The sequence below is a fragment of the Stappia sp. WLB 29 genome (assembly GCF_023507705.1).
Lineage (GTDB): Bacteria > Pseudomonadota > Alphaproteobacteria > Rhizobiales > Stappiaceae > Stappia.
Genome location: NZ_JALBGD010000012.1, coordinates 88,760 through 102,634 on the forward strand (window position 1 = coordinate 88,760; position 13,875 = coordinate 102,634).

At 67.5% G+C, this 13,875-nt stretch carries 13 protein-coding genes; 12 read left to right on the forward strand and 1 reads right to left on the reverse strand.

What is annotated here, in order from left to right:
• The first annotated feature begins 2 nt into the window (after positions 1-2).
• From MNI96_RS19410 to gph, 8 genes are all read left to right on the forward strand, one after another.
• Entirely contained in the window at positions 3-959 is a 957-nt protein-coding gene (locus tag MNI96_RS19410; protein ID WP_249695815.1) for a sugar-binding transcriptional regulator, read from the forward strand.
• Positions 960-1,214: 255 nt separating this feature from the next.
• On the forward strand, positions 1,215-2,528 hold the full coding sequence (locus MNI96_RS19415; RefSeq protein WP_249695816.1) for an ABC transporter substrate-binding protein: 1,314 nt from the start codon (positions 1,215-1,217) through the stop codon (positions 2,526-2,528).
• Between the two features lie 89 nt (positions 2,529-2,617).
• Positions 2,618-3,490 (forward strand): carbohydrate ABC transporter permease, encoded by an 873-nt coding sequence (locus tag MNI96_RS19420; RefSeq protein ID WP_249695818.1) that lies wholly within the window; start codon positions 2,618-2,620, stop codon positions 3,488-3,490.
• 2 nt (positions 3,491-3,492) lie between these two features.
• On the forward strand, positions 3,493-4,323 hold the full coding sequence (locus MNI96_RS19425; RefSeq protein ID WP_249695820.1) for a carbohydrate ABC transporter permease: 831 nt from the start codon (positions 3,493-3,495) through the stop codon (positions 4,321-4,323).
• A gap of 11 nt (positions 4,324-4,334) precedes the next feature.
• A complete protein-coding gene (locus tag MNI96_RS19430) occupies positions 4,335-5,336 on the forward strand; it encodes an ABC transporter ATP-binding protein (protein WP_249695822.1) in 1,002 nt (333 codons plus the stop codon).
• Positions 5,333-6,106: an L-iditol 2-dehydrogenase gene (locus MNI96_RS19435; protein WP_249695824.1), complete on the forward strand. Its 774-nt coding sequence runs from the start codon at positions 5,333-5,335 to the stop codon at positions 6,104-6,106. The genes MNI96_RS19430 and MNI96_RS19435 overlap by 4 nt, the downstream gene beginning before the upstream one ends.
• A gap of 111 nt (positions 6,107-6,217) precedes the next feature.
• Complete coding sequence (locus MNI96_RS19440; protein ID WP_502960363.1) at positions 6,218-7,699, forward strand: mannitol dehydrogenase family protein; 1,482 nt, start codon at positions 6,218-6,220, stop codon at positions 7,697-7,699.
• A gap of 163 nt (positions 7,700-7,862) precedes the next feature.
• Positions 7,863-8,567 carry a phosphoglycolate phosphatase gene (gene gph, locus MNI96_RS19445; protein WP_249695826.1) on the forward strand — a complete coding sequence of 235 codons (705 nt, stop codon included), beginning with the start codon at positions 7,863-7,865 and terminating at the stop codon, positions 8,565-8,567.
• Positions 8,568-8,613: 46 nt separating this feature from the next.
• On the opposite strand, the gene MNI96_RS19450 is transcribed toward gph, so the two are convergent.
• Positions 8,614-10,113, reverse strand: coding sequence for an SH3 domain-containing protein (locus MNI96_RS19450; RefSeq protein ID WP_249695828.1), 1,500 nt, complete (start codon positions 10,111-10,113; stop codon positions 8,614-8,616).
• 335 nt (positions 10,114-10,448) lie between these two features.
• On the opposite strand from MNI96_RS19450, the gene MNI96_RS19455 reads away from it, so the two are divergent.
• From MNI96_RS19455 to MNI96_RS19465, 4 genes are all read left to right on the forward strand, one after another.
• Positions 10,449-11,768 carry a ferredoxin reductase family protein gene (locus MNI96_RS19455; protein WP_249695830.1) on the forward strand — a complete coding sequence of 440 codons (1,320 nt, stop codon included), beginning with the start codon at positions 10,449-10,451 and terminating at the stop codon, positions 11,766-11,768.
• Complete coding sequence (locus MNI96_RS21915) at positions 11,761-11,883, forward strand: hypothetical protein (RefSeq protein WP_283776583.1); 123 nt, start codon at positions 11,761-11,763, stop codon at positions 11,881-11,883. Before MNI96_RS19455 ends, MNI96_RS21915 begins: the two co-directional genes overlap by 8 nt.
• A gap of 239 nt (positions 11,884-12,122) precedes the next feature.
• On the forward strand, positions 12,123-12,527 hold the full coding sequence (locus tag MNI96_RS19460) for a hypothetical protein (RefSeq protein WP_249695833.1): 405 nt from the start codon (positions 12,123-12,125) through the stop codon (positions 12,525-12,527).
• Entirely contained in the window at positions 12,528-13,769 is a 1,242-nt protein-coding gene (locus MNI96_RS19465) for an HlyD family secretion protein (RefSeq protein ID WP_249695835.1), read from the forward strand. It abuts the gene before it with no gap.
• Positions 13,770-13,875 lie beyond the last annotated feature (106 nt).

Consider the following 13,875-nt stretch of genomic DNA (forward strand, 5'->3'; position numbering starts at 1 on the left):
GAATGGCGGGCAAGGGCGATGCGGATGTGAGCCGTCTCGACGAGGCGGCCCGGGCCGGGTGGCTCTACTACGTCGCCGGCAACACCCAGGACGAGATCGCCCGCAAGCTCGGCGTCTCGCGCCAGTCTGCGCAGCGCCTCGTCTCGCTGGCCGTGACCGAGCGGCTGATCAAGGTGCGGCTCGACCACCCGATCGCCCGCTGCATGGAACTGGCCGCCAATCTCGCCGACCGCTTTGCCTTGCGCTCCTGCGAGGTGGTGCCGAGCGATCCGGGAACGCCGTCCTCCATCGTCGGCATCGCCCAGGCGGCGGCGGCCGAGATGGAACGGCACCTGAAGTCGAGCGCACCGAAGATCATCGCCTACGGCACCGGCCGGGCGCTGCGCGCCTCGATCGACCAGCTGCCGACCATGGACTGTCCGCAGCACAAGGTCGTCTCGCTGCTCGGCAACATGATGTCCGACGGTTCGGCCTCGGCCTATAACGTCATCATCCGCATGGCCGACCGGGTCAACGCCCGCCACTATCCCATGCCGCTGCCGGTCTTCGCACGGTCGAAGCGCGAGCGGGCGCTGCTGCACAACCAGGAGCCGGTCCACAACATCCTGGAACTGGCCAAGGACGCGGACGTGACCTTCGTCGGCGTCGGCAACATGGGCGAGAGCGCGCCGCTCTTCGTCGACGGCTTCATCAGCCGCGACGAGATGTCGGCGCTGACCGCGGCCGGCGCCATCGGCGAGATCACCAGCTGGGTCTACGACCGCAATGGCGAGCTGATCGAGGGGCTGACCAACGATCTCGTCGCCAGCGCACCGCTGGGCAAGGCGCGCGACAAGCCGGTGATCGGCATCGCCGCCGGCGAGGCCAAGGTCGACGCGATCCTCGGCGCGCTGCGCGGGGAATTGCTGAACGGGCTGATCACCAACGAGCTGACCGCCGACCGCCTGCTGGCGCGCTGAGGGCGGGGCAAGGTTCGCCTCTCCTTTTGCCAGGAACATGAACGCGCGGGCGCGGGTTGCAGCGCGCGGAGGGCTTCGCGCGCGCTTCGTGCCCCAGCGGAAGCGCGATCCAATCCCCTGAAACAAAATGAGTTTTTGCGGCGCAGCAACGAATGTTGGGGCGGGAGACGCTGCGCCAGCTTGACGGCATCTGCCTGTTTTGTGAGTATTTGCCCGCAATCATAGCAAATGCCCAAGGGCATCCGGGAGGACTTCATGACCACATTCATCCGTGCCCTGCTGGGCGCGACGGCCATTTCGCTTGCCGTGTCCCCGGCGCTGGCCGAGAAGCTGACCATCGCCACCGTCAACAACGGCGACATGATCCGCATGCAGAAGCTGACGGATGATTTCGCCGCCAAGAACCCCGACATCGAGCTGGAGTGGGTGACGCTGGAAGAGAACGTGCTGCGCCAGCGCGTGACCACCGACATCGCCACCAAGGGCGGCCAGTACGACGTGATGACCATCGGCACCTACGAGGCGCCGATCTGGGCGAAGCAGGGCTGGCTGGTCGCGCTCGACGACCTCGGCGCCGACTACGATGTCGACGACCTGCTGCCGGCGATCCGCGGCGGCCTGACCGTCGACGGCAAGCTCTACGCCGCGCCGTTCTACGGCGAGAGCTCCATGGTGATGTACCGCAAGGACCTGATGGAGAAGGCCGGCCTGACCATGCCGGACGCCCCGACCTGGGACTTCATCAAGGAAGCCGCCGCGGCGATGACCGACAAGGGCAACGAGGTCTACGGCATCTGCCTGCGCGGCAAGGCCGGCTGGGGCGAGAACATGGCCTTCCTCAGCGCTATGGCCAATTCCTACGGCGCGCGCTGGTTCGACATGGACTGGAAGCCGCAGTTCGACAGCGAGGCCTGGAAGGCGACGCTGACCGACTATCTCGACCTGATGAACAATTACGGGCCTCCGGGCGCCTCGAGCAACGGCTTCAACGAGAACCTGGCGCTGTTCCAGACCGGCAAGTGCGGCATGTGGATCGACGCCACCGTCGCCGCGTCCTTCGTGACCAACCCGAACGACAGCCAGGTCGCCGAGCATGTCGGCTTCGCGCTGGCCCCCGACAAGGGCCTGGGCAAGCGCGGCAACTGGCTGTGGGCCTGGAACCTGGCGATCCCGGCCGGCTCGCAGAAGACCGAGGCGGCCAAGAAGTTCATCGCCTGGGCGACCTCCAAGGAATACCTTGAGCTGGTCGCCTCGAAGGAAGGCTGGGCCAACGTGCCCCCGGGCACGCGCACCTCGCTCTACGAGAACGAGAACTACCTGGAGGCCGCGCCCTTCGCCAAGATGACGCTGGACAGCATCAACGCCGCCGATCCGCAGAAGCCGACGGTCGACGAGGTGCCGTATGTCGGCGTGCAGTTCGTGGCGATCCCCGAGTTCCAGGGCATCGGCACGGCCGTCGGCCAGCAGTTCTCCGCCGCCCTTGCCGGCACGGTCTCGGCCGAGCAGGCGCTGCAGAGCGCCCAGCAGACGACCGAGCGCACCATGCGCCGCGCCGGCTACATCAAGTAAGCCTGCGCCGAGGACGAGGACCGGCGCGCGCTTCATGCGGGCCGGTCCGCCCTTCCCAAGACCCGACCACCTGACCCGGGGCTGAACCGATGGCTACCGCCCACTCGCGTGCCGCCGCCCGCGTGATGATCTCGCCGGCCGTGATCCTGCTGCTCGGCTGGATGATCGTCCCGCTGTCGATGACGGTCTACTTCTCCTTCCTCAGCTACAATCTCCTGATGCCGGGGATGGAGGAGTTCATCGGCTTCGGCAATTACGAGTTCTTCCTGACCGATCCCGCCTTCATGGAGGCGCTGGTCAACACGCTGCTGCTGGTCGGCGGAGTGCTGGTCATCACCATCGTCGGCGGCGTCGGCCTGGCCCTTTTGCTCGACCAGCCGATGTGGGGGCAGGGGATCGTCCGGGTGCTGGTGATCGCGCCGTTCTTCGTCATGCCGACGGTCTCCGCCTTGGTGTGGAAGAACATGTTCATGAACCCGGTCAACGGGCTCTTCGCCCACATGGCCAAGGCGCTGGGACTGCCGCCCTTCGACTTTCTCGCCCATGCCCCGCTCGCCTCGATCATCGTGATCGTCGCCTGGCAGTGGCTGCCCTTCGCGACCCTGATCCTGCTGACCGCGCTGCAGTCGCTCGACAAGGAGCAGATCGAGGCGGCGGAGATGGACGGGGCGAGCGCGTTCGACCGCTTCCGCTTCATCGTGCTGCCGCACATGTCGCGGGCGATCACCGTGGTGATCCTGATCCAGACCATCTTCCTGCTGTCGGTCTTCGCCGAGATCCTGGTGACCACCAATGGCGGACCGGGCTACGCCTCGACCAACATCACCTATCTCGTCTACGCCCAGTCGTTGCTGCAGTTCGACGTGGGCGGCGGCTCCGCCGGCGGCATCGTCGCCGTGATCCTCGCCAACATCGTCGCGATCTTCCTGATGCGGATGATCGGCAAGAACCTGGAGGCCTGACCATGGCGCGTCGTGCCACCGGAACCCGCAAGCTCGTCGTCACGGCCCTCGCCTGGGCCGTCGGGCTCGCGATCTTCTTCCCGATCCTCTGGACGATCCTGACCAGCTTCAAGACGGAGGCCGAGGCCATCGCCTCGCCGCCCTCGCTGTTCGCCTTCCGCTGGACGCTGGAGAACTATGTCGAGGTCAATTCGCGCTCCGACTATTTCCTGCATTTCATGAATTCGGTGGTGATCTCGCTCGGCTCGACCCTCCTGGGCCTCCTGATCGCCATTCCGGCCGCCTGGTCGATGGCCTTCGTTCCGGCCAAGCGCACCAAGGACATCCTGATGTGGATGCTCTCCACCAAGATGCTGCCGCCGGTCGGCGTCTTGGTGCCGATCTACCTGATGTTCCGCGACTTCGGCCTGCTCGACACCCGCATCGGCCTGATCGTGGTGCTGACCCTGATCAACCTGCCGATCATCGTCTGGATGCTCTTCACCTACTTCAAGGAGATCCCCGGCGAGATCCTGGAAGCCGCGCGCATGGACGGGGCCTCGCTCTGGGACGAGGTCGTTTATGTGCTGACGCCGATGGCGGTGCCGGGCATCGCCTCGACGCTGCTGCTCAACATCATTCTGGCCTGGAACGAGGCCTTCTGGACGCTGAACCTGACGGCGGCGAAAGCGGCCCCGCTGACCGCCTTCATCGCCAGCTATTCGAGCCCGGAAGGCCTGTTCTACGCCAAGCTTTCCGCCGCCTCGACGCTCGCCATCGCCCCGATCCTGATTCTCGGCTGGTTCAGCCAGAAGCAGCTGGTGCGCGGCCTCACCTTCGGCGCAGTCAAGTAAGGACCCGAACGATGGGCAGGATTACCCTTTCCAAGGTGACCAAGACCTTCGGCGACGTGGAGGTGATCCCGCCGCTGGACCTCGAGATCGAGGACGGCGAGTTCGTCGTCTTCGTCGGGCCGTCCGGCTGCGGCAAGTCGACCCTGCTGCGGCTGATCGCCGGGCTCGAGGACGTCTCTTCCGGCGAAATCGAGATCGACGGCCGTCCGGCCACCGACCTGCCGCCGGCGCGGCGGGGGCTCGCCATGGTGTTCCAGTCCTACGCGCTCTATCCGCATATGAGCGTGCGCAAGAACATCGCCTTCCCGCTGAAGATGGCCAAGATGGATGCGGCCGAGCAGGAACGGCGGGTGCTGGCGGCGGCGAAGACGCTGAACCTCACCGACTATCTCGACCGCCGGCCGGGGCAGCTGTCCGGCGGCCAGCGTCAGCGCGTCGCCATCGGCCGCGCCATCGTGCGCGAGCCGGAAGCCTTCCTGTTCGACGAGCCGCTGTCCAATCTCGACGCGGCCTTGCGCGTCAACATGCGGCTGGAGATTTCCGAGCTGCACCAGTCGCTGAAGACGACGATGATCTACGTCACCCACGACCAGGTCGAGGCGATGACCATGGCCGACAAGATCGTGGTGCTGCGGGCCGGCCATATCGAACAGGTCGGTTCGCCGCTGGAGCTCTATCGCAGCCCGGCCAATCTCTTCGTCGCCGGCTTCATCGGCTCGCCGAAGATGAACTTCATCACCGGCGAGGAAGCGGCGAAGCACGGCGCCCGCACCATCGGAATCCGCCCCGAGCATCTGGCCATCGCCCAGGACGGCGGCAGCTGGCGCGGCCGCGTCGGCGTGGCCGAGCATCTGGGCTCCGACACGTTCCTGCATGTGAATGTGGACGGGCAGGATCCGCTGACCGTGCGCGTGCCGGGCGAGGCGGGCTACCGCCACGGCGATACGGTCTCGCTCACACCGAACCTGGAGCACCTGCACCGCTTCGACGAGACGGGACTGGCCCTGCGATGAGACGGCTGGAAGGACGCAGCGCCCTGATCACCGGGGCGGCGCGCGGCATCGGCCGCGCGTTTGCGGAAAGCTATGCTCGCGAGGGGGCGCGGGTCGCCATCGCCGACATCAACCTGGACGGCGCGCGGCAGGCGGCCGAGGCCATCGGCAACGGCGCGATTGCAGTGCAGCTCGACGTCACCGACCAGGCCTCCATCGAGCGCGCGGTAACCGAGGCCGATGCGGAGCTCGGCGGCATCGACATCCTGGTCAACAACGCGGCGCTGTTCGACATGGCGCCCATCGTCGAGATCACCCGCGAGAGCTTCGACCGGCTGTTCTCGGTCAACGTGGCCGGATGCTTGTTCACCCTGCAGGCGGTGGCGCGCGCGATGATCGCGCGCGGGCGCGGCGGCAAGATCATCAACATGGCGAGCCAGGCCGGGCGGCGCGGCGAGCCGCTGGTCGCCGTCTACTGCGCCACCAAGGCGGCGGTGATCAGCCTGACCCAGTCGGCGGGGCTCGACCTGATCCGCCACGGCATCAACGTCAACGCCATCGCGCCCGGCGTCGTCGACGGCGAGCACTGGGACGGGGTGGACGCGCTTTTCGCGAAATACGAGGGCAGGGCGCCGGGAGAGAAGAAACGCCTCGTCGGCGCGGCTGTGCCGTATGGGCGGATGGGCACGGCGGAGGACCTGACCGGCATGGCGATCTTCCTCGCCGGGCCGGAGAGCGACTACGTCGTGGCCCAGACCTACAACGTCGACGGCGGCAACTGGATGAGCTGAGCCGGCAAACGGACGACGAGACCGATGAGCGAACACGCAGCGCCGCGCGCCCTCCCGCGCGCCGGCACCAGAGAGCATGACCCAGAGGCCCCAGTGAGCGTAGTGACTCCAGTGACCACCAGCCTGTCCCTTTCGACCCTTTCCGAAATCACCGGTGCGCATGTGCCGGCCTATTCCCGCGAAGACCTGACGGCCGGCATCGTGCATCTGGGCGTCGGCAACTTCCACCGCGCGCACCAGATCGTCTATCTCGACCGGCTGTTCAACCGCGGGCTCGACCGCGACTTTGCGGTGATCGGCGCGGGCGTAAAGCCTTATGACGCGGCGATGCGCGAGCGGCTGAAGGGGCAGGACTGGCTCTCCACCGTGGTGGAGCTGGACCCGGACGGGCTGACGGCCCGCGTCACCGGCGCGATGATCGACTTCGCGGAAGTGGATCCCGACGCCATCGTTGCCGTGCTGGAGCGGCCCGAGATCCGCATCGTCTCGATGACGATCACGGAGGGCGGCTACTATGTGGACGCCACCACCGGCGGCTTCGACGCAGGCCATGCCGACATGGCCGCCGATGCGGCCCACCCCGACGCGCCGGCCTCCAGCTTCGGCATCCTGCTGAAGGCGCTGCGCCGCCGCCGCGCCGCCGGGATCGCGCCCTTTACCATCATGTCCTGCGACAACCTGCCGGAAAACGGCCATGTGGCCCGCAACACCGTGCTGGGCCTTGCCCGCATGAGCGATCCCGACTTCGCCGACTGGGTGGCGGAGAATGTCGCCTTCCCCAGCAGCATGGTCGACTGCATCACCCCGGGGACCTCGGAGCGCGAGAAGGCCTTGCTGCGCGAGCGCTTCGGCATCGAAGATGAAGCTCCCGTCGCCTGCGAGCCGTTCCGCCAATGGGTGATGGAGGACCATTTTCCCGCCGGCCGGCCGAGGCTGGAGGAGGTGGGCGTCCAGTTCGTGGAGGACGTTGCGCCGTATGAGCTGATGAAGCTGCGGATCCTCAACGGCGGCCATGCGGCGATTGCCTACCCGTCCGCGCTGCTCGGCTATCACTTCGTCCATGACGCGATGGCCGACCCGCTGATCGCCGGCTTTTTGAGAAAGCTCGCCCATGCGGAGATCGTCCCGACGGTGCCGCCGATTGCCGGCGTCGATTTCGCCGCCTATTTCGAGTTGATCGCCTCGCGGTTTTCCAACCCGGAGGTCGGCGACACGATCCCGCGCCTGTGCCTCGACGGATCGAACCGGCAGCCGAAATTCATCCTGCCCACCGTGCAGGCGCGGCTGGAGGCGAATGCCGATCTGGACGGCCTTGCCCTGGAAGTGGCGCTGTGGTGCCGCTATTGCGCCGGCACGGCGGAGGACGGAAGCGCCATCGAGATCGTCGACGAGCGTGCCGCCGAGCTGACCCGGCGGGCGCTGGAGGCGCGCGAGACGCCGCAGGCCTTCCTCGATTTCATGCCCGTCTTCGGCGATCTCGGCCGCAGGCAGCCCTTTGCCGATGCCTTTGCGCGCGTCCTCGGCGCGCTGTGGGCGGATGGCGTGCGCCCGGTGCTGACCCGCTACATCGACAGCGGTGCAGCGGGACGCTGAGCGCACCTTGTCCGCCCGAACACGGCGGCGCGGCGGAGATCCTCCCTCCGCCGCGCCGCTTTTTCTTTGCCGTCTTTCCTGTTGAGGGAAGGTCGATGCTCTCGACCCTGCCGCCGCTTCGTGCTTGTCTCGGCACCTTGAAGAAATCGACAGGAGGGGTGCCTTGGGCATTCAGGATGCAGCGGGTCTGAAGGCCCTGCTTTTCGATCTCGACGGTACGCTGGTCGACAGCGTTCCCGACATCGCGGCGGCGACCAACCAGCTGCTGGACAGCGAGGGGCACGCACCGCTGGAGGTCGACGAGGTGCGGCGGATGATCGGCCACGGCATCCCCAAGCTGGTGGAGCGGGCGATGGCCGCGCGCGGCCGGACGCTGGACGCGGCGGCACTGGCGCCGCTGGTGGCGCGGATGATGGCGTTCTACGGCGACAACCTGACGGGCCGCACGGTGCTGCTGCCCGGCGCCATGGCGGCGCTGGAGGAGGGCGCGCGGGCCGGCCTCGGCCTTGCCGTCGTCACCAACAAGCCGGAAGGCTTTTCCCGGACGATCCTGGCGCATTTCGGCCTGGAGGACCTGGTGCCGGTGGTGGTCGGCGGCGACACCTGCGCCACCCGCAAGCCGGCGCCGGAAATGCTGCTGCATGCGGCGGCCGCGCTCGGCGCGACGCCGGCGAGCGCGGTGATGGTGGGCGACAGCGGCGCGGATGTCGACAGCGCGCGGGCCGCCGGAATGAAGGTGATCGTGGTGCGCGGCGGCTATGGCGGCGTCGCGGCCGAAGACCTCGGCGCCGATATGGTCATCGACACGCTGGCGGATCTGTTCGGCGCGCTGAAGCGCCTTGCCGAAACGGCCGACGCCCGGGCGTAAGGCCCGGGCGTCGAGATTTGTTGCAAGGCGATGTTCGGTTGGCGGCTTACCGCCAGCCGCCGCGGCCCGGCCGATAGCGCGTCTGGCGCACATAGTTCGCCGAGACCCAGCCGCTCTCGGTGCCGCCGAGCAGCTGGATGCGGCACCAGGTCTGGCTGCCGACCGCGCGGCAGCCCCGGTCGATCAGCACGTCGCCATTGGCGACCCGGCCGATCACCGAGTAGCCGGTACCGGGGCCGCTGCGGACATTCAGCAGGCCGTTGGCGCTGAGGCCGGTCACCTCGAAATAGCTGGCGCGCGCATCGGGGCCCGGTCGGGGATCGGGACGCGAGGGACGGTCGGGACGGCCCGGACGCCCGACGCCGGGACGGTCGTCGCCCGGACGCCAATCGCCGGGACGGTCGTCGCCCGGTCGGCCGGGGCGACCCGGACGGGTGGGGCGGTCGTCCACCGGCGGCACGGGCCGCGAACTCGCCTCGCGCAGGAAGTCGCCGGCCACCCAGCCCTTGGCATCGCCGTTGCGGCGTTCGACCTCGCACCAGCGCTGGCGTTCTCCGGCAAGTCGGCCGCAGCCGAGGTTGCGCAGCACCTCGCCGTCGGACAGGCGCGCGGTGATGGGGAAGCCGGTGCCCGGGCCGGTGCGCACGTTGAGATAATCGCGCCCGCTGATGCCGGTGACCCGCCAGAAGTCCGGGCCGCCGTCGTCCATGATCATGCGGGGACGCTCGGGACGATCCGGGCGGCCGGGGCGGCCGTCGCCGGGACGGTCAGGACGGTCGGGGCGACCGGTTCCGGGGCGGTCCGGACGACCCGGACGGTTGCTGCCCTCGCGCAGATAGGTGGCCGAGACCCAGCCGTTGTCGCGCCCGTTCGGCCGCTCCACCCGGCACCAGCGCTGGCCGGTGACCATGTGGCAGCCGAGATTGCGCAGCACCTCGCCATTGGCGAGCCGCGCCACGACCGGGTTGCTGGTGTTCGGACCCGAGCGCAGGTTGAGGAAATCGCCGGCGCCGACGCCGGTCACCTGCCAGAATTCCGGGGTGCCGGCATTGCCGCCGCCCTGATTGCCCCCACCCTGGTTTCCGCCCGGCGGGCGGCCGCCGCCGGTGCCGGGCTGCGGCCGGGTCTGCCCCGGACGCACGGAGGCGACGGTCAGCACGTAGCGGGCCGTCTCGTTGCGGCCGACGCCGTCGGCCGACAGGCGCACGCGGATGCGGTAATCGCCGTTCTCGCTCGCCCGGCCGCTGTATTTCGCGCCCCGGCGCGCGCCGTCGAACACCTCGCGGCGGCTGCCGGGCTCGGCAACGCCCATGTGCACGTAGCGGTTGGAGGAGGAGAGCGAGAGGCTGACCTGCTGGCCGGTCGTCGCCGGCAGCAGGTACTCGACGAATTCCTCGCCCTTGATCATGCCGGCGACTTCGGTGCCGGCCGCTCCGCGGGGGATGTCGATGCGCTCGGTGCGGATCTCCATGGCAAGGGCTGCCGGCGCTGCAAGGGCGACGGACGCCGCGACAGCAAGCGTGGCAAGGGAGCGGAAAAGCGTCATGCCTCAAATCTCCTGAATGAATCCGCCGAAAAGGCAGTGTCAGGATGAGTGTTCGCCCGGCAATGTGTCGAGGTCTTGACGCCGGCGGGACGATTTGCGGCAGCGCCTTGAGTGGCGAATTTGAGATACGCCTTATTTTGCAGCACGCGCCAGAGCGTATTTCAAATTCGGAAACCACAATAGAAACATAAACTTACTCGTCATCCTTTTGGATCTGAAGTTCGTTCAGAGCATGCCGTGGAATGCGACGAACTTCAGATCCGGATGACTAGCGGTTTTCGCGCATTGCCGGACGGGTGCGGCGGCTTATCATCGGGAGCCAAGGGGGAACCGCAATGCCTGCCGCCGCGCTGATCCTGCTCTATCTGCTCGTCGCGCTGGCGCCGCTCGCCCTGGCCGCCGCCAGCGGCCGGCCGCCGCGTCCGGTGATGGACGAGATCGCCAGCGGCATGGCGATGGTGGCCTTCGCGATCCTGCTGATGGAATTCGTGCTGTCGGGCCGCTTCCGGTCCATCTCCGGCCGCGTCGGCCTCGACGTCACCATGCGCTTCCACCAGTTGCTCGCCCGCACGGCGCTGGCGCTGGTCGTGGTGCATCCGTTCCTCTACACGCTGCCCTTCGCCCGGCCGCTCCCCTTCGACCCCACACGCCAGCTGACGCTGACCTTCGCGGCGGAAGGGCTGGTGACGGGTGTCCTCGCCTTCGTGCTGCTGCCGGGCTTCGTGATCCTGTCGATCGCCCGCGACCGCATCGGCTGGCGCTACGAGACCTGGCGGCTCGCCCACGGGCTCGGCGCGCTGGCCATCGCCGTGCTGGTGCTGGTCCATGCCCGGCACGCCGGCCGCTACAGCGCCGACCCGCAGCTTGCCGGCCTGTGGGGGCTGCTGACGGTGGCGGCGGTCCTGTCCTTGCTGCATGTCTATCTGGTGAAGCCGCTGCTGGCGCTGCGCCGCCCGTGGCAGGTGACGGCCTTGCGCAAGCTCGCCGAGCGCACCTGGGAGGTGGTGCTGAGCCCAAGGGGGCACGACGGCATCGCCTACCGCGCCGGACAGTTCGCGTGGATCCGCATCGGCGCGCCGGTCTTCTCGCTGCGCGAGAACCCGTTCTCCATCGCCTCGGCGCCGGGCGAGGGGCGGGACCTGCGCTTCGTCATCAAGGAGCTCGGCGACTTCACCGCGACGCTCGGCGGCATCCGGCTCGGCACGCTCGCCCATGTCGACGGGCCGCACGGCAACCTGGTGCTGGAAGGGCGGCAGGGCAGCGGCATCGCCTTCATCGCCGGCGGCGTCGGCATCGCGCCGATGCTGGGGCTGTTGCGGCAACTGGAAATCGACGCGGATCCGCGCCCGACGATGCTGGTCTACGGCAACCGCCATGCCGGCCAGATCGCCTGCAGCGAAGATCTCGCCCGCATGCGCCGGCAGCACCGGACGCAGGTGGTGCAGGTGCTGTCCGAACCGCCGGACGGCTGGGAGGGCGAGCGCGGCATGGTCGACGCGGCGCTGATCGCCCGGCTGTTCACTGAGGCGCGCTATCGCGACTGGCTCTATGTCCTGTGCGGCCCGCCGGCGATGATGGAGGCGGCGGAAGAGGCGCTGCTCGGCCTCGGCGTGGCACCTCGGCGGATCATTTCGGAAAGGTTCCAGCATGACTGAGCCGCGCCGCCCGACAACGCTGCCCCCGCATACCGCGCGCGTGCGGCGGCTCGCCCTGTTCTGGATCCTCAACGCCGTGCTCGCTGCCGGCATCCTCGTCTTCGCGCTGCGGTAGAGCCCGGCACACTGCGCTCCCGCTGCGAGGTGCCGGGCGGCACAATCCGTATCTCCCGGTTGTATTTTTTTTACTCTGCATGCCGGTTTTCATTCTAGTGTGGATGCGCCGGGCTGGAGGCGTTCGGGGCACAGCCCGCAGGCGAACCCGGGGGGCTTGGAATGGCTGCCGCTACACATGAACTTGCACCTCATCTTCTGCCGTCGTTCATACCGTCGGCGGATGGCGGCGATCCGCTGATGACGATCATGCTGGTCGTGCTCATCATCGGTGTTGTGCTGTTGGGGACGTTCTACCTGCACCTTCACTCCCTGCCGGAGCGCCTCGCGCACAAGCATGGCAGGATGCAGTTCGAACTCGTCGCCGTGCTCGGCCTGCTGGCGCTGTTCACGCACAACAATCTCTTCTGGGTCGCGGCGCTCCTGCTCGCATTCGTGCAGCTCCCGGATTTCATGACACCGCTCGGATCGATCGCGAATTCCCTGAGCCGAATGGCCAATCCGGCCGACCAGCGGCACGACAGCGAGCCGGAGCCCTTGCGCGAGGAAAGGGAGCCGGACGTCCTCGCGGAACCGCACACCGCCGGAGCGGCAAGCGAGGTAGCGCTCGCGCCTCGGCAGGCCACGGACAAGCAGGAGGGATAAATGTTCGAACTTCTGTTCTGCTCCATCCTGACGATCCTGCCGGATTATCTTTATCGCCGTTATGGTCAGGGCAAGCGGATCGGCCGGGAGATCACGCTCTATTCGGTCTGGTACGAGCTGCGATATGGAATTGTCACCTGCCTGATCCTTACGATCTCTCTGATAACACTTGTCTTCTACTATCATCCGACGGCAACGACGGCGGTGGCGTCGTTCCGTACGATTGCGATCCTGCCGGAAGTTCCGGGCCGTGTGTCGGAAACGTATGTGCCGGTCAGCCTCGAGTTCGAAGTCAAGGCAGGTGATCCGGTCTTCAAGCTGGACAGCAATCGCCAGGAGGCTGCCGTCGAGACGGCGCGGCAACATGTGGCGGAGGTTCAGGGCGAGGTTGCTCTGGCAAGGGGCGAACTTGCCGTCGCCAGCGCGCAGGTCGAGCAGGCGCTGGCATCCTTGAAGCAGGCCCAGGACGAGTTCGACACCAGGCAGGAACTGTTCGTGCGCAACGCCAGCGCCGTGAGCGAGCGGGACGTCGAGAAGTTGCAGAACACCGTGAACGCCATGGCGGGTGCTGCGAAGGCCGCGCAGGCGAACAAGGACCTGATCGACACCAAGATCAGCGTGTTCCTGCCCGAAAAGTTGAAAAGCGCGGAAGCGCGGCTGGCCGAAGCGGAGGTGGAACTGGCGAAGACCACCGTTTATGCCGGCGTGGACGGGACCGTCAGTCAATTCGTGCTGCGACCCGGCGACATCGTCAATCCGATGATGCGTCCTGCAGGGATCCTGATCCCGAAGGACGCCCAGAAGCAGCGGCTGATCGCGGGGTTCGGCCAGATCGAAGCCCAGGTTCTGAAGGTCGGTATGTTGGCCGAGGCCTTTTGCGGCGCCCAACCGTTCACGATCATTCCGCTGGTGATCACGGAAGTGCAGACCCAGATCGCCTCCGGACAGGTGGGCGTGGGCGGCCAAATGGTCGACGCCAGCCAGACTGTGCGTCCGGCATCGATCACGACCGTGCTGGAGCCCCTCTATCAGGACGGCCTGAAAGAGCTCCCGCCCGGCGCGGTGTGCAAGGTGAACGCCTATACCAGCAACCACGACCGGCTGTCCTCCGGGGAGCCGCTTGGGATGGGGGAGTTCATCTACCTGCATGCCGTCGATGCGGTAGGGCTCGTTCACGCCATGCTGCTTCGTCTCCAGGCTTTGCTGTTCCCCGTGCAGACGCTGGTCCTCACCGGGCACTGACAACCCGCCCGGTCGCTGTTGGCCTTGGCCCCAAGGGGGGCTGCGGGAACGACCGGGGGGAGTGTGGAGCCACGGCGGCTGCGGTGTCTTGCGGGAGTGCCTTCGA